Annotated in this window: 21 protein-coding genes and 1 tRNA gene; 13 read left to right on the top strand and 9 right to left on the bottom strand. The window is 66.6% G+C overall.

The window, feature by feature from the left end:
* Window positions 1–350: 350 nt before the first annotated feature.
* The gene (locus tag AC3DE2_RS14225; RefSeq protein ID WP_488426744.1) at window positions 351–677 is read right to left on the bottom strand and encodes a hypothetical protein; all 327 of its coding nucleotides are present in this window, start codon (window positions 675–677) and stop codon (window positions 351–353) included.
* A 255-nt stretch (window positions 678–932) separates the two neighbouring features.
* Here AC3DE2_RS14225 and AC3DE2_RS14220 point away from each other — a divergent pair, with 255 nt between their 5' ends.
* The gene (locus AC3DE2_RS14220; protein WP_488426743.1) at window positions 933–2501 is read left to right on the top strand and encodes a MobA/MobL family protein; all 1569 of its coding nucleotides are present in this window, start codon (window positions 933–935) and stop codon (window positions 2499–2501) included.
* 484 nt (window positions 2502–2985) lie between these two features.
* On the opposite strand, the gene AC3DE2_RS14215 is transcribed toward AC3DE2_RS14220, so the two are convergent.
* From AC3DE2_RS14215 to AC3DE2_RS14205, 3 genes are all read right to left on the bottom strand, one after another.
* Window positions 2986–4494, bottom strand: coding sequence for a DUF6538 domain-containing protein (locus AC3DE2_RS14215; protein WP_488426742.1), 1509 nt, complete (start codon window positions 4492–4494; stop codon window positions 2986–2988).
* An 84-nt stretch (window positions 4495–4578) separates the two neighbouring features.
* Window positions 4579–4671, bottom strand: a tRNA-Ser gene (locus AC3DE2_RS14210).
* A gap of 84 nt (window positions 4672–4755) precedes the next feature.
* Complete coding sequence (locus AC3DE2_RS14205; protein ID WP_488426741.1) at window positions 4756–5601, bottom strand: hypothetical protein; 846 nt, start codon at window positions 5599–5601, stop codon at window positions 4756–4758.
* A 99-nt stretch (window positions 5602–5700) separates the two neighbouring features.
* On the opposite strand from AC3DE2_RS14205, the gene dnaX reads away from it, so the two are divergent.
* The 5 genes from dnaX (at window position 5701) to AC3DE2_RS14180 (ending at window position 9517) form a co-directional block, all read left to right on the top strand.
* On the top strand, window positions 5701–7533 hold the full coding sequence (dnaX, locus tag AC3DE2_RS14200; RefSeq protein ID WP_488426740.1) for a DNA polymerase III subunit gamma/tau: 1833 nt from the start codon (window positions 5701–5703) through the stop codon (window positions 7531–7533).
* Window positions 7534–7539: 6 nt separating this feature from the next.
* Window positions 7540–7860: a YbaB/EbfC family nucleoid-associated protein gene (locus tag AC3DE2_RS14195; protein ID WP_295376553.1), complete on the top strand. Its 321-nt coding sequence runs from the start codon at window positions 7540–7542 to the stop codon at window positions 7858–7860.
* A 27-nt stretch (window positions 7861–7887) separates the two neighbouring features.
* Window positions 7888–8460 carry a hypothetical protein gene (locus AC3DE2_RS14190; protein ID WP_488426739.1) on the top strand — a complete coding sequence of 191 codons (573 nt, stop codon included), beginning with the start codon at window positions 7888–7890 and terminating at the stop codon, window positions 8458–8460.
* Window positions 8457–9053, top strand: coding sequence for a recombination mediator RecR (gene recR, locus AC3DE2_RS14185; protein WP_295376557.1), 597 nt, complete (start codon window positions 8457–8459; stop codon window positions 9051–9053). The genes AC3DE2_RS14190 and recR overlap by 4 nt, the downstream gene beginning before the upstream one ends.
* A gap of 101 nt (window positions 9054–9154) precedes the next feature.
* Window positions 9155–9517, top strand: coding sequence for a histidine triad nucleotide-binding protein (locus AC3DE2_RS14180; RefSeq protein ID WP_295376559.1), 363 nt, complete (start codon window positions 9155–9157; stop codon window positions 9515–9517).
* 270 nt (window positions 9518–9787) lie between these two features.
* Here the strand turns inward: AC3DE2_RS14180 and AC3DE2_RS14175 are convergent, their stop codons facing one another.
* Genes AC3DE2_RS14175 through AC3DE2_RS14160 form a run of 4 tightly spaced genes read right to left on the bottom strand, consistent with a single transcriptional unit; the run spans window position 9788 to window position 14177 of the window.
* On the bottom strand, window positions 9788–10309 hold the full coding sequence (locus AC3DE2_RS14175; RefSeq protein ID WP_295376562.1) for a Slp family lipoprotein: 522 nt from the start codon (window positions 10307–10309) through the stop codon (window positions 9788–9790).
* 11 nt (window positions 10310–10320) lie between these two features.
* Entirely contained in the window at window positions 10321–12273 is a 1953-nt protein-coding gene (locus AC3DE2_RS14170) for a transglutaminase TgpA family protein (RefSeq protein WP_488426738.1), read from the bottom strand.
* Window positions 12266–13216 carry a DUF58 domain-containing protein gene (locus tag AC3DE2_RS14165; protein WP_295376573.1) on the bottom strand — a complete coding sequence of 317 codons (951 nt, stop codon included), beginning with the start codon at window positions 13214–13216 and terminating at the stop codon, window positions 12266–12268. Before AC3DE2_RS14165 ends, AC3DE2_RS14170 begins: the two co-directional genes overlap by 8 nt.
* A 10-nt stretch (window positions 13217–13226) precedes the next feature.
* Entirely contained in the window at window positions 13227–14177 is a 951-nt protein-coding gene (locus tag AC3DE2_RS14160) for an AAA family ATPase (protein WP_295376564.1), read from the bottom strand.
* Window positions 14178–14224: 47 nt separating this feature from the next.
* Between AC3DE2_RS14160 and AC3DE2_RS14155 the strand changes: the two genes are divergently transcribed.
* On the top strand, window positions 14225–16066 hold the full coding sequence (locus tag AC3DE2_RS14155) for an ArnT family glycosyltransferase (RefSeq protein ID WP_488426737.1): 1842 nt from the start codon (window positions 14225–14227) through the stop codon (window positions 16064–16066).
* 43 nt (window positions 16067–16109) lie between these two features.
* On the opposite strand, the gene AC3DE2_RS14150 is transcribed toward AC3DE2_RS14155, so the two are convergent.
* Entirely contained in the window at window positions 16110–16709 is a 600-nt protein-coding gene (locus AC3DE2_RS14150) for a Maf family protein (protein ID WP_488426736.1), read from the bottom strand.
* A gap of 123 nt (window positions 16710–16832) precedes the next feature.
* Here AC3DE2_RS14150 and AC3DE2_RS14145 point away from each other — a divergent pair, with 123 nt between their 5' ends.
* From AC3DE2_RS14145 to acpP, 6 genes are all read left to right on the top strand, one after another.
* On the top strand, window positions 16833–17339 hold the full coding sequence (locus tag AC3DE2_RS14145) for a YceD family protein (protein ID WP_295376571.1): 507 nt from the start codon (window positions 16833–16835) through the stop codon (window positions 17337–17339).
* Between the two features lie 64 nt (window positions 17340–17403).
* Window positions 17404–17598 carry a 50S ribosomal protein L32 gene (gene rpmF / locus AC3DE2_RS14140; protein ID WP_488426735.1) on the top strand — a complete coding sequence of 65 codons (195 nt, stop codon included), beginning with the start codon at window positions 17404–17406 and terminating at the stop codon, window positions 17596–17598.
* Between the two features lie 93 nt (window positions 17599–17691).
* Entirely contained in the window at window positions 17692–18684 is a 993-nt protein-coding gene (locus AC3DE2_RS14135) for a beta-ketoacyl-ACP synthase III (RefSeq protein WP_488426734.1), read from the top strand.
* Window positions 18685–19053: 369 nt separating this feature from the next.
* On the top strand, window positions 19054–19998 hold the full coding sequence (gene fabD / locus AC3DE2_RS14130; RefSeq protein WP_488426733.1) for an ACP S-malonyltransferase: 945 nt from the start codon (window positions 19054–19056) through the stop codon (window positions 19996–19998).
* Between the two features lie 66 nt (window positions 19999–20064).
* Window positions 20065–20808 carry a 3-oxoacyl-ACP reductase FabG gene (gene fabG, locus AC3DE2_RS14125; protein WP_183637634.1) on the top strand — a complete coding sequence of 248 codons (744 nt, stop codon included), beginning with the start codon at window positions 20065–20067 and terminating at the stop codon, window positions 20806–20808.
* 147 nt (window positions 20809–20955) lie between these two features.
* Window positions 20956–21195 (top strand): acyl carrier protein, encoded by a 240-nt coding sequence (gene acpP, locus AC3DE2_RS14120; protein WP_093297108.1) that lies wholly within the window; start codon window positions 20956–20958, stop codon window positions 21193–21195.
* The last annotated feature ends 56 nt before the right edge of the window (window positions 21196–21251 follow it).

Here is a 21251-nt window from a genome sequence, read left to right as displayed (position 1 = left end):
CACTTAGAGATACCCCCGCCCTCGAACTGCGTCATGCTCTCGTCATGAGTGATTCTCTACCTGGACGTGTTCGAGACCTCCTCGCGAAATGATAATCCTGTGCAAAAGCGGTGGTTACCTACAACAGGGGGGCGGCTCAGCGTATGGTCGATAAGTTGGTCACCAGCCATATTCTTCCCAGAAGCTGTCCGGGGTATTGATAAAGCCGCCGGCGTTGCCGGTCCCCGTGAAGATGATTGCTACTCCTTCCTGGCGTAATGTCAGTGCTACCGCAGCGGCGGCTATCTCAGCCAGCTTTGGACGACTGTAACCCCGTGGCGTGTCCGCTTGGGCAGAGATCGCGACAAAAGTTAGAGCGCGCTGCGGTTTTCCTCAGCGCTGGTGACCGCCATCAGAGACGCGCCCATTGAACGCGCCTGGTTACGGATCGCGGAGTCGCTCCGATTTTCCACGTGCTTCAACAGTGCGCCCACCAGCTCTGCATCCTCTAGCGATTCAGCCCCAGCAAGAAATACGAGATCTGCCAACCGCGTGCGGCGCTTACCTTCTTCGCGACGTTGCATTTCTTTGATTTTTGCCGCGTGGCGCTGTTGCGCTAAAAGTTCGCGCGCTTGAAGCTTGGCCAGTCGCTCCGTCGCTCGTTGAATTTGATCGTGATAGTGATTGGTGGTGGTCATGCGTTGCTCCTCTCTCGTAAAACTAAGTCAAGCAGGAAAGCGGCTATCGTCAAGCTATCTCTAGTCTTGAGATTGGTTCATCGCGAGAATCAGAAAACCTGAAGAGCGAGACGCAAAATTGGTAAGCAAGAGCGCACTTAGGCGTCACTCCGTGACGCGTGCGCCATGGGCTTCGCCCCTGGAACCCCAAGCCGCAAGCGGCTTGCGAAAATCTGAACCCAAGGCATAAAGAGCGGAGCACAAGCAGGAGCTCCCATGGCCATCTACCACGCTCGCGTCAAAACCTTCAGCCGCGCCAAAGGCCATTCGTCTGTCGCCGCAGCCGCCTACCGCGCCGGCCTGCTGCTCGTTGACGAAAAGACGGGTTCACGACACGACTACCGCCGGCGCGGTGGTGTCGTGGAGACCCGCTGCGTGGTCCCTGACGACGCGCCCGAGTGGTCCATGGTTCCGGCGCGGCTGTGGTCGGCTGCGGAACACGCAGAACGCCGAAAGGATGCGACAGTGGCAAGGGAGTTCGAGGTGGCGTTGCCGCACGAACTCAATGACGGCCAAAGGTCGGCCCTTGCCGCGGAGATCACCCGAGCACTGGTGCAACGCTACCGGTTCGCCGCCCAAGCGAGTATCCATTCCCCTGACGCCAGAGACGGTTTGAACTGGCATCTGCACATCCTCTCCACTACGCGCCGCCTGGATGCCGAAGGCTTGGCAGACAAGACCCGCGAATTGGATGGTGGCCCCTCCGGGAAGTCAGAGGTCGAATGGGTGCGGGAAATGGTGGCTAGGGTGACCAATGCTCACCTCGCTGCTGCGCAGGTAGGCGCCCAAGTGGATCACCGAAGCCTTGAGGCCCAAGCCGCAGCAGCCATGGCCCGAGGCGACATAGTGTCCGCTGCGCTGTTGAGCCGCCGGCCCACGCAACATGTCGGAAAGAACGCGTCGGCCTTGGCCCGGCGAGGCGAAGACGCCGAGCGCGCCGCACTCAATGCGGGAATCCAAGACGAGAACGATGAGGAGTTCGAGAAGCTCCTCGAGGCGTTTGAGCATGAGGGTAGGGCAATGGAATCGACGGATGGGCACGGTCCGGAGCAGGCCCGCCATGATCGCCAGAAAGCTAACCGCCAGGGTGTCGACCTGATGCTACCCGGCGGCGGGCAGATGCGCAGAGTCCACGGGATCGCGGGTCTGACCGTCGGACAGATCGCGGTGCCTCCTCGGTCGCCAGGTCCTTCGGCACGGGACCTGTTCGGTGAGGCAGTCCAGTTGTGGCTCGATGAAGCTCTAGCGGCGGTCCTCGATCTGCTCAAGAACACCCGTCGTTTCTTGGAAGATCACGCCGGTCGCCTTGCCACCTTTGCTGAGCATTCGAGATTGCGCACCGACCTGCGGGAACTCGTGAAGCGGCTCAAGACCCTGAAACGGTGGGCGACGGAATGGAAGCGGCGGCAAATCGCCGAGCGCCACGCGTTGAAGTTGCTTCACCGCGCGGAGCACGCTCTGGAAGAGTTCGTCGAATCCAACCCGAAGCCCTCCGACGGGATGGACAAGGACTGGGCAAGACGGCGCGGACGCAGGCTGGCCGCCATCGAGCAGCGCTTGGCGTCGCTAAAGGCCGCCAGGGAGGCCCGGTCACCCGAGGCCGAAGCCGCGTGCGAACAGCGGCTAGTGAGCGCTGTAGAAGCAGTGGAGGAGTGGAGCGGGCAGATGCTGAAGAGCTATCCCATCGAGTCCGATGCCCTCGCGCCCGCCTTCGGACCCCTCGATGCGTCCAAGCTCAAGGCGAGCCAGAAGACGCATCCACCACGTTCGCCTCGTTTACATTGAATGACAACGCCCCGCTAAGCGGGGCGTCCTTATGGAGAAGGGCGCAGCGAGCTCAGTGGAGCGTGGGTCCTTTGCGCCCTGGCTTCTCAGGGCCCTCTAGCGCTCGCCCACGGCGGTTAGCGAGAAGCGTATCGAGGGGGGCGAGCGGCTCGCGTTCGATGACGCGCTCTTTCGTTGATGAGAGCCTGGGACCGAGTTCGGACGTGGGCGGTGAGTTCTCGAAAGTCGGAACGCCGTGCCCGCGTTGCCGAAGGAGCTCCTCTGCCAGTTCAAGTGCGAGTCGAAGATCTTCAGATCGCTCATCTGCGCTGAGGCCCCTTACTCGGTGGAGGCTTCCGCTTAAGAGTTGAGCAGCGATACGGATTTGTGCGTCTGGCATGGGCAGTCCTGTTGCGGGGAGGGACTCGTAGCCAAACAGCATTTACGATTTGCGCAAGCTTGTGCTCCGGAACTTTTTCACACTTTTTCTCTTTAGTCCGCAGGTTCAACTATTTACCAAGCGCCTGCGTCCAGCACGTGGCTTCGGTGCGGTGTCGAGTAACAATTGAGCGAGCGCAGGCAGGTTCAATCCGAAACCAAGCGCGGAAAGTCCCGGTGTGGTGGGCCCAGGGCCATCGAGTTTTTCACGCACAGTGAAATCGCGGCTATAAGTCGAGTGGTGCTCGTCGTCGAGTTCGTGTCCCACGAGTTGAGCGCGCAGTTCGGATGGCACGCCCGCGCCTTGAAGCGACTGGATCACGGTCTTTCTCAGCGAGTGGAAGCCTCGCTTGCCTGCGGGCCAGTTCTTTCCCACCAGTTCCAGGTGGCGGCCGAAGGCTTTGGTGATCCAGTTCCCTTGGCCGTTTTTCGCGTCTGCCTTGGCGGCAGGGAAAAGGCGCTCGGCGCCAGCGGCACGAAGGCCGTCGACCCACTCTCGGAAGCCCAGCGCCAACAAGTCTGGATGGACTGGCACGGTCCGAAGGCTGACTTCGGTCTTGACCTTCTGGTGCTCGCCCTCGTCGGACACCCGGATACACAGCAGGCCGTCTTCCTCGATGACGTCGCCGGTCAGGAGTTGGCCGACCTCGGATGCCCTGGCGCCGGTGTAGAGCCCAATGACGGCAGCCCAGCGGGCGGACAGCGCTAAGCCCTCGAAGGCCGCCGGAGCGAACAGCGCCTGGACTTGGTGTGCGTCATAGGCCTTAAACCCGAACTTCTTCCGGGCCCGCTTCTCCCGAATCGAATACGAGACATGGCCGGCCGCCGGATTGTCGCCCTTGGGGAAATAGCCGGATGCTTGGGCCCATTCGAAGAAGCCACTGCGACCGCCTACATACGATTGCTTGTTGGTTAAGGTAGGGGTAGAGGCACCCCCGTCGCGCATGTGCTGATACCAGCGTGCCAGATCCGTCCGAGTGACCGTGTGCAGCTTGGTCTTGCTTCCCAGGAAGCGGACCAGGGCCTCCACGGCGGTTTTCTTGATCACGAGGGTCTTAGGGAGCGTGCTGCCCTGCAAGCTGGCCAGCCACCCGTCCCGAGCGTCCGCCAGGGTGATTGGGGTGATCTTCGCCCGGGCCGCGGCGAAGTCGCGCGCTGACAGGGGAGAGTTGACCGCATCCAGCAAGGGGTCGTTCGACTGACGTTGGGCTTGCTGAAAGAGGCGCAGGTCCTCGTCCGAGTCGATCTGCCAGCGCTCGGTAACGCTTCCGTCAGGGGCTCGCGTCCGATGAAGGGTGAGGTCCTTGAGGCCCTCGGTCTGCGTCAGCCGGGCGAGCAATTCCTCGGCCTCTTTCTTCCCCAGCTTGTCCATCCGCCGGTCCCTTAGCTTGATGAAGGCTTGAGCATACCGGGACGCCAGCAGAAGGGCGCGCAAGCGGGCCTCGCCGAGGTCGCTCGTGCGCAGGGTGCGTTTGATGAGGCGACGCTCTAGCAGCTCTTGGAGGTCAGCAGGAACGCGCTGACGAAACGACCAGAGCCCTGAAGAGGAACGAACCAGATGATGGGGAATGCGCATCGGGAGATGTGTCCCGATTTGTGTCCTGCACCCGGTCGGGGCCAGAAACGAAAAACCCCTGACGAGTCAGGGGTTTGCGTGATCTGGCGGAGAGAGGGGGATTCGAACCCCCGAAGCGCGGTTTAGACGCTTACACACTTTCCAGGCGTGCTCCTTCAACCACTCGGACACCTCTCCGGGTCCCCGAGGAACCTGCCGGTCCCGCGGGGAGTCGGGCATTCTACGGAATTTCCCCGGGCAGGGCAAAAGCATCCGGAGGGCTCATCGGGAGGCGCACTCGACGTCATAGGCCGACACGGTGGGCGGTTCGTCGCCGACCGTGGTCACGTGCAACCGTGCACCGCCGGCATGCGCATAGTTCACCGCGCAGAAGCCGTATCCGGTGCCCGAACAGGTCTCGAATTCCGGCATTCCCTCGGCGCGATAACCATTGGCGGCGTCGTATCCGGCTTCCTCGGGAGCTTCGGGCGGATCCGGGCGCCAGCCCTGCCGGGCCAGCAGCTTGCGGACTTCCGGGATCTCCTTGCCGCGAAGATTGGGCAGTTCCAGGCGGCCGCAGAACGTTTCCCGTTCAGCCACCGGCACCACCGTGATGGTGTCGGCGCCGAACTGCAGATCGGCGTGGGCGATATCGGGCGGCGTGCGATCGGTGATCCGGACCCGGTCAGGCAGGGTGGTTCCGGTGACGCCACCGATCAGGCCCCCGCTGTCTTCATCCGACGCATCGCCGTAGACGATGGCGGCCAGCGCCGGGCCGCGGAACACGAAAATGTTGCCGTCGGCGATGAAGCAGGTGCCGCTGGTGCCTTCGCCGCCCCGGCTGAACGCGCCCACGCTGGTATGGCCGGCAAGCGGGACCTCGCTGGTGACGTACCAGCCCCGGGCCGCGACGGCGCGGCCGGCGGAGGTCTTCGGCGTGATCACCTGCATCCGGCAGAAATGGCCTTCCTCCAGCACCTGCGGGTCGCGCGGCGGCGGCAACGCGTCGCGGACGGCGATATGCAGGGCCTTGACCTGGCTGTCGACCGTCGGGCCGTCCGCATACGCGGGAGACGCCACGGGCAGCAGGCAAAGCGCGGCCGGAATGGCCGAAAAGCGATGGAACATGCGGATCCTTGTCGTGGACGCGTCCGGCGTCCGTCCTGGCCGGCAGTGTAGCGGCCGGGAACCGGCCTGGGCCGAGACCGGGTGTGGCAAAATCCACCGATGAGCTATCTCGTCCTCGCCCGCAAGTGGCGTCCGAAGCGCTTCGCCGAACTGGTGGGGCAGGAACACGTGGTCCGCGCGCTCAGCAACGCGCTGGATACCGGCCGCGTCCACCATGCCTTCCTGTTCACCGGCACCCGCGGCGTCGGCAAGACCACCATCGCCCGCATCTTCGCCAAGTCGCTGAACTGCGAAAAGGGCACCAGCGCCGATCCCTGCGGCGAATGCGCCGCCTGCCTGGACATCGACGCCGGCCGCTACATCGACCTGCTGGAAATCGACGCCGCGTCGAACACCGGCGTGGACGACGTCCGCGAAGTGATCGAGAACGCGCAGTACATGCCGTCGCGCGGCAAGTTCAAGGTCTATCTGATCGACGAAGTGCACATGCTGTCGAAGGCGGCGTTCAACGCGCTGCTCAAGACCCTGGAAGAGCCGCCGGAACACGTCAAGTTCCTGCTCGCCACCACCGACCCGCAGAAGTTGCCGGTGACGGTGCTGTCGCGCTGCCTGCAGTTCAACCTCAAGCGCCTGGAAGAGCCGCAGATCGCCGGCCAGATCGCCAAGATCCTGGGCGCGGAAGGCATCGAGGCCGATGACGGCGCGATCCGCCAGATCGCCCGCGCCGCAGATGGCAGCCTGCGCGACGGCCTGTCGCTGCTGGATCAGGCCATCGCCTACGCCGGCGGCGCGCTGCGCGACGAGGGCGTGCGCACCATGCTCGGCACCGTCGACCGCACCCAGGTCGGCGCGATGCTGGAGGCCCTGGCCGAAGGCGATGGCGAGAAGCTGTTGCAGGTGGTCGCCGCGCTGGCCGACTTTTCTCCCGACTGGGACGGCGTGCTGGAAGCGCTGGCCGAAGCATTGCACCGCATCCAGGTGCGCCAGCTGGTGCCCGGCGCTGGTCTGGACGGCGACCATGGGGACGCCGAACGGTTTGCCTCGCGGCTGCGCCCGGAAGTGGTGCAGCTGTGGTACCAGATGGCCCTGGGCGGGCGCCGCGACCTGCCGCTAGCGCCGAGTGCGCGCGCCGGCTTCGAGATGAGCGTGCTGCGGATGCTGGCGTTCCGCCCGGCACCGGCGGGCGAGGGCAGGGTCGAATCCGCCCCGGCGACCCAATCCACCCCTGCACCCGCATCGGTCTCGGCCGCACCCGTACGCGAAGCGGCGCCGGCAAGGCCGGCAGCGCCTGTCGCCGAACCTGCGCATGAGCGGGCCCCGGTCACGGCAGGCAGCACCCGGCCGGCCTCTGCACCGAACGATGACACCCCGCCCTGGCCGGTCGAGCCGCCGCGCGCGGCTCCGAGCCCGACGCCGACGGCAATCGCTCCGTCCCAGGCGATGACGCCGCCGCCTGCTCCTCCCGCTCCGGCTCCGGTGGCGGCATCGCCAGCGGAAGACCGCGCGGCCGATCGCGATTTCGCCTTTTCCTCCGACATTGGCATCACCAACGCCGATGTCTGGATGCATTTCGCCGGCAGCAGCGAACTCAAGGGCGCGACCCGGCAACTGGTCGAGAATGCCGGCTTCGTCGGCTACGACAGCGGCGTGCTGCAGTTGTCGCTGGATCCCGGCTTCGACTACCTGCGCTCGGAACGTTCCCTGCGCGATCTGGGCGACGCCATCGCCCAGCGCTATGGAACCGCGCCCAAGATCGTATTCCAGGCTGCGCCGGCGGCGTCGGAAACATTGCGCCAGCGCACCGATCGCGAGCGCGGCGAACAGCAGGCCGCCGCCGAGCAGGATTTCATGAACCACCCGGACGTGCAGCGCCTGATCCAGCAACACGGCGCGAAGGTCGTACCGGATTCCATCCGTCCATTCGAAGAGTAAGCACACATGCGTGGAAACATCGCCCAACTCATGCAGCAGGCGCAGAAGATGCAGGAGAACCTGCAGCGCGCCCAGGAAGAAATCGCCAAGCTGGAAATCACCGGCAATGCCGGCGGCGGCATGGTCAGTGTCACCCTGACCGGCGCCAAGGAATGCCGCAAGGTCCGCATCGATCCGTCGCTGCTGGGTGACCAGGAAATGCTGGAGGATCTGGTGGCCGCGGCCTTCAACGATGCCTCCAACAAGATCGACACCGAATCCAAGTCGCGCATGGGCGCGCTGACCGCCGGCATGCCGATGCCGCCGGGCATGAAGCTGCCGTTTTGAACCACTGAATTCCCCACGTCGATTCGCATGCCCATGTCGCCGCCGGCAACCTTCGTCTATGCCCATCTGAATGCGCGCCTTCGTCCACTCGACAGGGCCGAGCTCTACGAGGATCCGCTGCAGGAAGCGCTCGAGGAGTCCGGGATGGCCGAGGTCACCGGGGGCGGCACGATGCAGGCGCAAAGCGGCGAAATCGAGTACTGCGGCATCGATCTGGACGTGCACGACATGGACAAGGCGGTTCCCCAGATCTGCAGCCTGCTGGAGCAGATGGGGGCGCCGCGGGGATCCCGGCTGGAGTTCGAGCATGCAGGCGTGCAGCAACAGGTCGCCTTCGGCAAGCTCGAGGGGCTGGCGATCTATTTGAACGGTACGGAGCTGAAACCCGAGGTCTACGCCGAATCCGACGTCAACCACGTCTGGTCGGAAATCGAGCGCCTGCTGGAAGGTGCCGGCAGCATCCAGAGCTATTGGGAAGGGCCCGCGGAAACGGCCCTGTACCTTTACGGCGATTCGGTCGACGTGATGCGGGAACGGATCGCCGGCTTCATGGCCGCGTACCCCCTGTGCGAGCGGGCCCGCTACGAAACCATCGCGTGACCACCTCCCTGCTCGAACAACTGATCGAATCCCTGCGCGTGCTGCCGGGCGTGGGCCAGAAGACCGCCCAGCGCATGGCTTATCACCTGCTGGAACGCGAGCGCGAGGGCGGCAAGCACCTGGCCGGGACCTTGGCGGTGGCGTTGGACCAGATCGGCCATTGCGGGCAGTGCCGTGATTTCACGGAAGGCGAAATCTGCGCGATCTGCGCCAGTGGCAGCCGCGATCGGCATCTGCTGTGCGTGGTCGAATCACCGGCGGATCGCCTCGCCATCGAACAGGCCACCGGCTATCGCGGCGTGTACTTCATCCTCCAGGGCCGGTTGTCGCCGCTGGACGGCATCGGCCCGCGCGAGCTGGGGCTGGATCAACTGGGCGAGCGCCTGAAGCAGGGCGAGGTCAGCGAACTCATTATCGCCACCAATCCCACCGTGGAGGGCGAGGCCACCGCGCACTACCTGGCGCAACTGGCGCGCCAGCACAGCGTCAAGCCGAGCCGGCTGGCCCACGGCGTGCCACTCGGCGGCGAACTGGAGTACGTGGATCGCGGCACCCTCTCGCACGCCTTCGGCTCGCGCAGCGAGATGCCATAGCAGGGCCATGCTGACGGGATTCGCGGCATCGGGCGGAGGGGCGCTATCCTTCCCGAATCCCGAATCCCGAATCCCGAATCCCGAATCCCGAACTTATCGCCATGACCCAGAACGACACCCTGTTCGGCAAGATCCTCCGCCGCGAGATTCCCGCCACCATCGTCCATGAAGACGACGACGTGCTCGGCTTCAAGGACATCGCACCGCAGGCGCCGGTGCATGTGCTGTTCATTCCCAAACACGTGCTGATTCCCACCATGGACGACCTGCTGCCGGAGCAGGCCGCGCTGGTCGGCAAGCTGGTGCTGGCCGCGGCCGAGTACGCACGCCGGGAAGGCTTCGCCCAGGACGGCTACCGGGTCGTCATCAACTGCCGCGAGCATGCGGGGCAGACCGTGTTCCACCTGCACCTGCACCTGCTGGCCGGCGCTCCGCTGGGGCATTTCGGTGTGCCGGGTCGCTGAGTTGCGGTGATGTGGTTCCCCGGTTTCCGCCCACCTTGCCGATGTCCGAATTCGTCATTCCAGCGCAGGCTGGAATCCATGTCTGCGTGGAGTCCGGTGCATCCGCGGTGATTCGCTGTTCCGTAAAATGGATTCCGGCTTGCGCCGGAATGACGACGGAGAGCATCCCGATGACCGCAGCGCTTTCTGGACGCGGGAACACACCAAAAGAAAACGCCGCTCATCGAGCGGCGTTTTCGCATCGGGTGACCGGTCAGGTCACAGGCCGGTTCACCACCAGCCCCAATAACCCCAGCGCGGGCCCCAGTAGGGACCCCAGAACGGGTCGTAGAACGGTGACGGACGGACTTCGACCTCGCGCACTTCCGGCCACAGATAGACCACGTCGGCGTCCACCTTCGGCAGGCGATAGTCGTATTCGCCGATGCGGGTGTTTTCGTAGCTGTTGATGCGGCCGACGAAGGTCACTTCGCGACCGGGTGCGAACACCGCCGGATCATAGAAACCGGAGCGGCAGGCGATGAAGCGCCCGTCGGTCGCGTCGGGCGCGGATTCCATCGGCCGGCCGGTGGCGTTGAGCGGGCGCGAGACCAACTGGAAGCAAGTGCTGTCCTGGCCGGGCTTGGTGTCGATGATGCGGCCGCCCCAGCGGACCTGAGAACCCACCTGCGCGCCGGCGACGGCATCGCGCGGGGTGACCGGGGTAAACGTGCCCTGCAGGGGCTGCGGGGCGGTGGCGCAGGCGGCAAGGGCCGCCACCGCGCCGGCAAGCAAGAGGTGACGAAGCTTCATGGAAATCTCCTTCAGGGCCGATGGCGGCGCAGGTCGCGGACCAGCGCGGGAATGTCGCTCACGGCGGCAGCGTAGCGCGCTTCGGCGAAACGTTGGCTGAGCGGAACGAGGCTCGCGCCTGCGGCGGGATGGCTCGCCGCCACCCGCTGTGCCCATGCCAGCGCGGGTTCATGTGGTTGCCGTGCCAGTCCCAGCCTGGCGTAGCGCGCGCCCAGCGCATGCCAGGCCCGCAGCAGCGGATCGCGTTCGCGCTCGCCCCGCGCCAGCAGCCAGGCCATGGCGCCCAGGGCAAGCAGCGCGGTCAAGGCGAACACCGAGCCCAGGCCGGTCGTATCCAGGCGAGGCAGGCCAACGCGACGCAACAGGTCCTGCTGCCGACGCGCGTCGAACCCAAGGACGAAATCGTTCCAGCCACGCCGCAGCCAGTCGCTGGCGTCGAACAGCGGATTGCGTTGCAACGCGCCATTGCCGGCGGCACCCAGTCGATCCTCCAGGGTGTCGAAAATTCGCTCGGGAGCGACCGCGGCCGTCGGATCCACCCGTACCCAGCCACGCTGTGGCAGCCATACCTCGCTCCAGGCATGCGCATCCATCTTGCGCACGACCCAATAGTCACCGAAACGGTTGCGATAGCCGCCGGCATAGCCCACCACTACCCGCGCCGGTATGCCGGCCGAGCGCATCAGCGTGGTGAACGCGGAACTGAAATGCTCGCAATAACCACGCTGCTGGTCGAACAGGAACTCGTCGACGCCGTCGCGGCCGGGCAACGGTGTTTCCAGCGTGTAGGCAAAATCGCGGCGAATCCAGGCCATGGCGCGGCGCACGATGGCCAGATCATCGGTGCCGGCTTCGCGGCGCCATTGCGCCGCCAGCGCCCGGGTGCGTGGATTCAGTCCTTCCGGAAGCATCAACGCGCGTTCACGCAGCAGTGGTGGCAGATCCGTGTCGAAGCTGGCCGGCGGCGCCGATTGTGCGCGCCAGCGGGTCACGCCGTTCATGCGCTGCCGGGTGACCAAGGTCCTATCCCGATCCAGGCGGGCATCGGCCGGCGCCGCCAGCGGCAGATCCAGCGCCACCAGCCAGCGCTGCTCGGTCGCCTCAATCATCATTTCGTAGTCCCAGCGCGGCGATGGCTGCGAGGACGTGGCATTGGCCGAAAGCGGCGGCATCCCGCGCGCGCGGGTCCAGTCGCGGCCGTCGAAATCCCACAGCACCAGTCCGCGCCAGTACATTTCATCCGGCGTGGGCGTGGCACCGAAGAACTGCACGCGCAGGGCAGGCGTGTCGTCGGCCATCAGATCCAGCCAACCGCCGGGCGACATCCGATCCGACAGGCCCGGTTGCGCGAGTGCGCGTTCCGGCACGCCCCACAACGGCGTGGGGAAACGCGGAAACAGCCAGAAGGTTGCCAGCATCAGTGGCAGGCCGAGCAGCAGCAAGCGCCCGACCGCCCTCAGGTGCTGGCGGGCGGGAAGGGCGGGCGCGCCTCCCGCCGGTACGTCCGCATCGGCCAGCCGTGACAAGGCCAGCAGGGCGGCACTGACCCCGAGCGTCGCCAACAGCAGGGTCAGGGGGCCTTGGTCCAGCAGGAACGCCGAGAATGGCGCGAACAGGGCGAAACCCAGCAGGCTGCGCGCGTCGCGCAGGCTGACGGTTTCGGCGGGTTTGAGCGCGAGCATCGCCGCCAGCAGCGCGCAGCCGGTGTCGCGGCCGAAGCGCATGCCCATCACCGTCAGCACGCCACCGATGATCGCGATCGCCAACAGAAACCGCAGCAGGCCAGGCACCGGTCGCCGCCAGGACAGGCCGGTCATGACCACGGCCAATGCGGCGGTGCCCAACGCCAATCCGGTCGGCAACTGCAACAGCAATACGAGCATGCACAGAGCGGTGGCCGCCAGCACCCACAGGCGATTGGCGCGGTCCAGCGGCGAAGCGGGGCGGGCCGATGTGCTATGCATCGGGCAGCAACGCCAGTGCGCGCAGGCAGGCATGCCGATGCGCGGGTCCCTGCGAAGGACCGAGCACGGTTTCTCCCGGCAGGCGCAACCGGTAACGGCGGCCTTCGCGTTCGGCCAGATCCACCCAGTGCGCCAGTCGGCGGATGCGCTGCTCGCCCGGCAAGGCGGCGAGCGCGCTCCAGGCCAGTTCCACCTCCACGCCCACCGGTTGCTCGAATTCGCGTACCAGCAACTGGTCGCGGCGCGCGGACGGCTTCCAGGCAATGGCGCGCAGCGGGTCTCCGGTGCGATAGGCGCGCAGGTGGTGCACATCCTCGCCACTGGCCTGTTGTCGCGCGCGAGTGCCGCCGCCGCCAGTTTCGGGCAGCGGCGGTCCATGCGCTTCCGGGGCCGGATACACCAGCAGGGATTGCCTGGGCCAGAACCAGGCCCAGGCGTGCGCCAGGCCCAGCGGCTGCGTCGTCCAGATCCGCAGGCGACCGGGATCCAGCCAGCCACGCCGGTGAGTGGGCAGATTCAATTCCGCGACCACCGCATCGGTCATCGGCGGCACCACGCCGGTCACGTCCTCGCATGCCAGGCGTAGCCCGCGGCGCGCGCGGTGATCCCGCGCCGACAGCGCGATCTGCACCCGCAACGGCTGCCCGGCCGCGACCGGCTCGGCGGACAGGGCATCCAGGCGCAGGCCGGACAACTGCAGGTGCGCCACGATCAGGCTGGCCAGTCCCGCCGAAGCCAACAGCAGCGCCAGCAGCAGCGCCGGGTTGTTGTTGTAGTTCAGCGCGCCGACCAGCATGGTGCCGACCAGCAGCGCGTAGAACAGGCCGAACCCCGTAGGCAGCACGTAGACGCGACGACGGTCCAGCCGGATCGGCAGTGATTCGGGCTGGCGCGGTCGCGCGAACCGCGATAGGCGTCGGTTCGCGCGTTGCCTCAGCGTCATCGCCATGGATTCAGTCCACCGCCACCGCGTGCAGGATCGCCTTGGCCAGCGCCACGGTGGAATCGGCTTCCGCCTCGGCGACCAGCCGGTGCGCCGCCACCACGCCGAACAAGGCCTGGATGTCTTCCGGCAACACATGCTGACGACCTAGCAACAGCGCATGCGCGCGGGCCGCGCGCAACAGCGCGATGCCGGCACGCGGCGACAGCCCCACGCGCACGCCCGGATGATGCCGGCTGCGCGCCAGCAGCGCCTGCACGTAGACAATCAGGGCTTCGCTGGCGTGCACCTGGTTCACCGCGGCGCGCAGTGCGATCACGTCCTCCGAACTCAGCAGCGGCATCGTCTGGGCGATCAACGCGCGCCGATCCTCGCCGGCCAGCAGCGCGCGCTCGGCCTCCGCGCCGGGATAGCCCAGGTTGAGCCGCAGCAGGAAACGATCCAGCTGCGAGTCGGGCAGGGGATAGGTGCCGGACAGATCCACCGGGTTCTGGGTGGCGATCACGAAGAACGGATCCGGCAGGCCGTGGGTGACGCCGTCGAGCGTCACCTGGTGTTCGGCCATCGCTTCCAGCAGCGCGCTCTGGGTGCGCGGCGGCGCGCGGTTGATTTCGTCAGCCAGCAGTACCTGGGTGAACACCGGGCCGGGATGGAACTGGAACTGCCGCGCCGCGCCGTCGTAGACCGATACGCCCAGCACGTCGGCGGGCAGCAGATCCGAGGTGAACTGCACGCGCTGGAAACCCAATCCCAGCGTGGCGGCCAGCGCGTGCGCCAGCGTGGTCTTGCCGAGCCCGGGCAGGTCCTCGATCAGCAGGTGCCCATCGGACAGCAGCGCCACGAACGCCAACCGCACCTCGTATGCCTTGCCCAGCACCAGCGCGTTGACTTGTTCCTGCGCGCGCTTCAGGGCGTCGCGCAGGGCATCGGATAGCATAGGTGGCGTGGGTGGGGTGGGCATCGTGTGCTCTGGACCTGACAGTCGGGATGAAGAGGAAGTGTAGCGGCATGCAGGACGTGGCAAATGCGAGAAAAGTGTTTCTGGCCGTGTGGCTGGTCGCATCCGTGATCAAGGTCGTGATCGCGGCCCGGTTGCCGCTGTTCGTCGACGAGGCGTTCTATTGGCAGGAGGGGCGCCACCTGGCCGCGGCCTACTCGGATCTGCCCGGCCTCACCGCCTGGCTCACCCGGCTCGGCACCGAACTGGGCGGCCAGCATCGGCTCGCCCTGCGCGCGCCATTCCTGATCATGGCGGCGCTGATTCCCTGGCTGATCGCACACATCACCCGGCGCTGGTTCGACGAAACCGCCGGCTGGCAGGCTGGCACCCTGACCGTGCTGATGCCGCTGTCCGGCACCCTGGGACTGCTGGCGCTGCCGGATGTACCGATGGCGCTGGCGGCGGTGCTTTGCCTGGATGCCGGCGCGCGCCTGCTGCGCGAGATCGATGCGATCTCCGCCGCCGAGCTCGCGCTGGGCCTGGCGATCGGTGCGCTCAGCCATTACCGCTTCCTCGGCGTGATCGGCGTGGGTTTCGTCGCCCTGCTGTGCCTGCCGGAGGGGCGCCGCCTGCTGCGCGATCCGCGGATCTGGATCGCGCTGGCGGTGGGCGTCGCCGCGTGGGCGCCGTTGCTGGCCTGGAACCTGGAGTACGCCGACGCCGGCCTGCGCTTCCAGTTGGTCGATCGCCATCCCTGGTCATTCCAGCCCACTGGCGGGTGGTTCGTGGTCATCCAGGCGCTGATGGTCACGCCGCTGCTGTTCGCGGCCCTGATGATCGCCGGCGTACGCGCCAGCCGCACCACCGTCGGCACGCCACCGCAATGGCGCTACTTCGGCCTGCTCGGCATGGCGTCGACGCTGGGTTTTTTCGTGCTGGGCTTCTTTGCCGACGTCGAACGGGTAAGTTTCCACTGGCCGTTGCCCGGCTACCTGGCGCTGATCCTGGCGGTGCCCGCGCTGATCGGGACCTGGCCGCGCTTCTGGCGGCGCGCGCTGTGGGCGCTGGCCGGTGTCGGCGTGGTGGCGATGCTCGCCTACTACCTGATCGCATCGGTACCGACCTGGCGCGAACGCTTCGCCGCGGAGAAGTACTACCCCTACAACTTCGCCGGCTGGTCGCATCTCGCGCGTGCCGTGCGCGAGGAGCGCACCCGCCTGCCTGGCGAAACTACCTTGCTGGCCGGCAGTTTCAAGGTCGGTGCGGAACTGGGTTTCGCGCTCGACGATCCGGACATCCGCGTGCTGGATCATCCGCTCAACCGCAAGCACGGCCGCGCGCCACAGTTGCAGCTCTGGAAACTGCAGGACGATGGCACCCGCGATACCCCGGTGCTGCTGGTGATCGGCCACGGCGACGTGCAGTACAAGCACCTGCTGGACTACTACCACACGCTGTGCCGGCAGGTCGGACCGCTGCCGCCGCCCCGCGTGGTCAACATCGACCACGGTCACCAGCGCTTCCTGCTGTTCGCCCTGCCGAAGGAAAAAGCGAAGGGGCCCTGCGTGGCGCCGGCGATGGCGTGGATCGACACGCCGGTGTCGCGCGCGGGCGTGCCGCCGCGCGTCCCGGTGCAGGGCTGGGCCTTCAAGGAAGGCGTGGGCCTGAAGGGGGTCGACGTGCTGATCGACGGCAAGCCGGTGGCCAAGGCCGAGTACGGGCGGCCCGAACCGGGGGTCGCCGCGTTCTGGCGGATCTCCAACGATCCGCAGCACCCGCGGGTCGGCTTCCGTGCCGAGATCGACGCCTCCGCGTTGCCGCCGGGCCGTCATTGGCTCGGCCTGCGCCTGCACGGCAACGACGGCAGCGTCGAGGACTGGGAAGAGCGGCCGATCGACATCCGGCCCTGACGCGCCGACCGGCGCCCGCCATCACGCGGCGCCGGTGCGGTCCTCAGGGCAGATGGAACCTGGCCGCGCGCAGCAGCCGCGACAGGGCGATCAGCGGCAATCCGATCAAGGCGGTCGGGTCCTGCGAGTCGATCCCCTCGAACAGGGTGATGCCCAGCCCCTCGCTCTTGAAGCTGCCGGCGCAGTCGAACGGCTGCTCGGCATCCACGTAGCGTTCGATTTCCTCGGCCGACAGCGCCCGGAACCGCACCGTGGTCACGTCGCTGGCCTCGTGGAGGGTGCTTTCCGCCGGGGTTCCCTCCTGCAACGGGGCTTCGCGCAGCAGGCACAGCGCCGTGTGGAAGCGGATGGCCCGGCCGGACATCGTGGTCAGCTGGGCGATGGCGGTGTCCCGATGGCCCGGCTTGCCGATGGCCTGGCCGTCCACCTCGGCCACCTGGTCGGCGCCGATGACCCAGGCCTCGGGGTGGTGGGCGGCAATCGCAGCGGCCTTGAGACGGGCCAGGCGGGCCGCCAGCGCGGCCGGGGCCTCATCCGGTAGGGTCGTCTCGTCCACGTCCGGGCGGGCCACATGGAAGGGCAGACGCAGCCGTTCCAGCAGTTCGCGGCGGTAGCGGGAGGTCGAGGCGAGCAGCAGGGGCATCGTGGCGGACCGGGGAAAGGGGCGGGCAGTCTGCCGAGCGGGGCCGCGTCCGGCAATCCCTTATCCTGTGGCGATGGGACAGGTTTGACAGCTCGGCGCGCAGTCCTTAACATTCAGCGGCTTATGTCCGCGAATACGCCCGAGATGTTGGATGCTTGGCGCATGGTCGCGGCACGGCGCAGTTTCGAAGGCCGCCTGCCGCTGTCCGCCATGACGCGCTTGCAGGGTCTGCTGAACGATACCGAAGGCGACGCACGCTATACGATCGAATTCGATCAAGACGCGCTGCGTGTGCCGTACGTGGAGTTGAGGATCGAGGCGCAGTTGCCGCTGGTGTGCCAGCGCAGCCTGCAGCGATTCCTGCTTCCGGTCAGTCTCGTGCAGCGGCTGGGTCTGGTGCGCGACGAGGCCGACGAGGCCGCGTTGCCGCCGGACTACGAAGCGTTGCTGGTGCCGGAGGACGGCATGTTGCACCCGGCGGATCTGGTGGAGGACGAACTGGTCCTCGCCGTTCCGGTGGTTCCGGTCAATCCGGAATCGGACGCGGTGGAGCGTGACTGGCCGGCGCAAGAGGAAGAATTGGCAAAGGCCAACCCGTTCGCGGCGCTGGCCTCGCTGAAAAAGAACTAGCCGCTTCGGCGGTCTGGCAATACGAATCGCAGATTCATTTCAAGTTTATAGCTGGAGCAATCCCATGGCTGTGCAGAAATCCCGAGTCACCCCGTCCCGCCGTGGTCAGCGCCGTTCGCACGACGCCCTGACCGCCAAGCAGCTGTCCACCGATCCGACTTCCGGTGAAATCCACCTGCGTCACCACGTGACCGCCGACGGCTACTACCGTGGCAAGAAGGTCATCGCGACCAAGACCTCGGTCGTCGAAGAAGATTGATGCGCACCCGGCGCGTCCGCTTCGCCGCGGACGCGCCCGCCATCATCGTCGTGGTATCCAGGGCCCCGTTGCGGGCCAGCAACGGGAGCGGGCATGAGCCAGCAGTCTAACGGGCGGATTTACGCGCGTATCGCCGGAACCGGTAGCTACCTGCCGGAGAAGGTCCTGACCAACGACGACCTGGCCAAGCTGGTCGACACCAGCGACGAATGGATTCAAAGCCGCACCGGCATCCGCGAGCGCCACATCGCCGCGGAAGGCCAGACCGCGGGTGATCTCGGCTATCAGGCCGCCCTGCGCGCGCTGGAAGCCGCCGGCGTCGACGCCTCCGAAATCGACATGATCGTGGTGGGCACCACCACCCCCGATCTGATCTTCCCGTCCACCGCCTGCCTCATCCAGGCCCGCCTGGGCGCCGAAGGCTGCGCCGCGATGGACGTCAACGCCGCCTGCTCGGGCTTCCTGTACGCCCTGAGCGTGGCCGACAAGTTCATCCGTTCCGGTGACGTCAAGACCGCCCTGGTCATCGGCACCGAAACCCTCAGCCGCATCGTCGACTGGACCGAGCGCACCACCTGCGTGCTGTTCGGCGATGGTGCCGGCGCGGCCGTGCTCAAGGCCGACACCGAGACCGGCATCCTCAGCACCCACCTGCATGCCGACGGCAGCAAGAAGGAACTGTTGTGGAACCCGGTCGGCGTGTCCGCCGGCTTCGACGAGACCGCGCCCAACAACGGCATCCGCATCCACATGAAGGGCAACGACGTGTTCAAGTACGCCGTCAAGGCGCTGGACTCGGTCGTGGACGAAACCCTGGAAGCCAACGGCCTGGACAAGCACGATCTGGACTGGCTGATTCCGCACCAGGCCAACCTGCGCATCATCGAGGCGACCGCGCGTCGCCTCGAGATGTCGATGGACAACGTCATCGTCACCGTCGACAAGCACGGCAACACCTCTTCCGGCTCGGTGCCGCTGGCGCTGGACGAAGCCATCCGCTCCGGCCGCGTGCAGCGCGGACAACTGGTGCTGCTGGAAGCCTTCGGTGGCGGTTTCACCTGGGGCTCGGCGCTGCTGCGTTATTGAACGCAGGCGACGTTCTTCATCCCTGATATCGCAAAGGGCGCTCTTGGGAGCGCCTTTTGCTTTTGGGGCGGCGAAGGGATGCGGCTCGCCATTGATGGAAACGCTGCGTCGTCGTGCACCCTGCGGTGCGTGTGGCGCATCGGCGGATTCGTCATGGGCAGCAAGGCGACAAAGCCGTCATGAGCGGCGTCATCGGAGTGCGGAGGGTTTGCGCTGAAAGCGCGCGATTGACGTCGCTCCCACAGGAAAGAGGTGTGGGTGGTGATGGTTGCGGCGCCGCGGGGCAGGGCGCGCAATACGCCTGGGTACAGACAATCCGGCGCTTTCGCACGTATCATCCCCGCTCGCTTTTTTTCACCGGACCCGCGCGTGACCTCCACCCCGCTCGCATTCGTCTTCCCCGGCCAGGGCTCGCAGTCGCTCGGCATGCTGGCCGAACTGTCGGAGCTGCATCCGATCGTGCGCGAAGCGTTCGCCGAGGCCTCCGACGGCGCCGGCGTGGATCTGTGGGCGCTCTCGCAGGGCGGTCCGGAGGAAATGCTCAACCGCACCGAATACACCCAGCCGGCCCTGCTGGCGGCGGGCGTGGCGGTGTGGCGCGCGTGGCGGCAGCAGGGCGGCGCCGCGCCGGCCGTGCTCGCCGGCCACAGCCTGGGTGAATACACCGCGCTGGTCGCCGCCGGCGCACTGTCGCTGCGCGATGGCGCGCACCTGGTGCGCCTGCGCGGCCAGCTGATGCAGGAAGCCGCGCCCGAGGGCGTCGGCGCGATGGCCGCCGTGCTCGGCGCCGAGGATGCCCTAGTCGCCGAAGTCTGCGAACAGGCCTCCAACTCGCGCGTGGTCGTGCCGGCCAACTACAACTCGCCCGGCCAGATCGTGATCGGCGGCGATACCGAAGCCGTGGATCGCGCCATCGCCCTGCTGGGCGAGCGCGGCGTGCGCAAGGTGGTCAAGCTGGCCGTCAGCGTGCCCTCGCACACCCCGCTGATGCGCGAAGCCGCCAACCGCCTTGCCGAAGTGATGGTGGGCCTGAACTGGCATGCCCCGGCGCTGCCGGTGGTGCAGAATGTCGATGCGCAGGTGCATGCGGATCTGGACGGCCTGCGCGATGCGCTGGTGCGCCAGCTGTACCTGCCGGTGCGCTGGACCGAATGCGTCCAGGCGCTGGCCGGGCAGGGCGTCACCCGGGTGGCCGAATGCGGCCCCGGCAAGGTGCTGACCGGTCTGGTCAAGCGCATCGACAAGGCGCTGGACGCCCGCGCCATCGGCGGCGTCGGCGACTTCCAGGGCGCGCTGGCGGACTGGGCCGCCTGAGCCCGCCGCCCCTTCCATCCTTCCGGCGCACGCCCCGCGCGTGCCCTTGATTCCGAGGACCCCGCAATGAGCAAACCCCTGCAAGGCGAAATCGCCCTCGTCACCGGTGCCAGCCGCGGCATCGGCGCGGCCATCGCCGATGAGCTCGCCGCCCAGGGCGCGACCGTCATCGGCACCGCCACCACCGCCGGCGGCGCGCAGGCCATCGGCGAGCGCCTGGCCGAGCGTGGCGGCCACGGCCGCGAACTCAATGTCACCGATGCGGCCGCCGTCGAGGCGCTGATCGAGGACATCGCCAAGCAGTTCGGTCCGGTTTCGATCCTGGTCAACAACGCCGGCATCACCCGCGACAACCTGCTCATGCGCATGAAGGACGAGGACTGGCAGGCCATCCTCGATACCAACCTCACCAGCGTCTATCGCACCTCCAAGGCGGTGATGCGCGGCATGATGAAGGCGCGCAAGGGCCGCATCGTCAACATCGCCTCGGTCATCGGCGTCACCGGCAACGCCGGGCAGGCCAACTACGCCGCCGCCAAGGCCGGCATCATCGCCTTCTCCAAGTCGCTGGCCAAGGAAATCGGCAGCCGCGGCGTCACCGTCAATGTGGTCGCGCCCGGCTTCATCGATACCGACATGACCAAGTCGCTGCCGGAAGACGCCAAGAACGCCATGCTCGGCCAGATCGCGCTCGGACGCTTCGGCGAACCGGCCGACATCGCCCGCGCGGTCGCGTTCCTGGCCGGCCCTTCGGCCGGCTACATCACCGGCGAGACCTTGCACGTCAACGGCGGCATGTACATGCCGTAACAAAAAATAGCCGTAAGTGGTTGATTCGGTGGCGAATCCGGGCATCTGCCCGCCGCCGCCGGTTTCCACTACACTATCCCCCGGTTTGCCATCGCCCCGCGTGGCAAAATCAACTAGTCACCCAATCTCCGTCTGGAGCGATATCCAATGAGCAGCATCGAAGAACGCGTCAAGAAAATCGTCGTCGAACAACTCGGCGTGAAGGAAGAAGAAGTCACCAACAGCGCATCGTTCGTCGATGACCTGGGCGCCGACTCGCTGGACACCGTTGAACTGGTGATGGCGCTGGAAGAAGAGTTCGAGTGCGAGATTCCGGACGAGGAAGCCGAGAAGATCACTTCGGTGCAGCAGGCCATCGACTACGTCAAGGCCCACGTCAAGGCGTAAGCCCGGCGTTCTGAAGTCTTCGTGTCGGGGCCGCGCATGCGGCCCCGCGCGTGTCC

It is taken from the genome of Pseudoxanthomonas sp. 68-E7 (assembly GCF_057773145.1).
The sequence above is the reverse complement of the archived record's forward strand: the minus strand, read 5'-3'. Positions and strand labels throughout refer to the sequence as shown.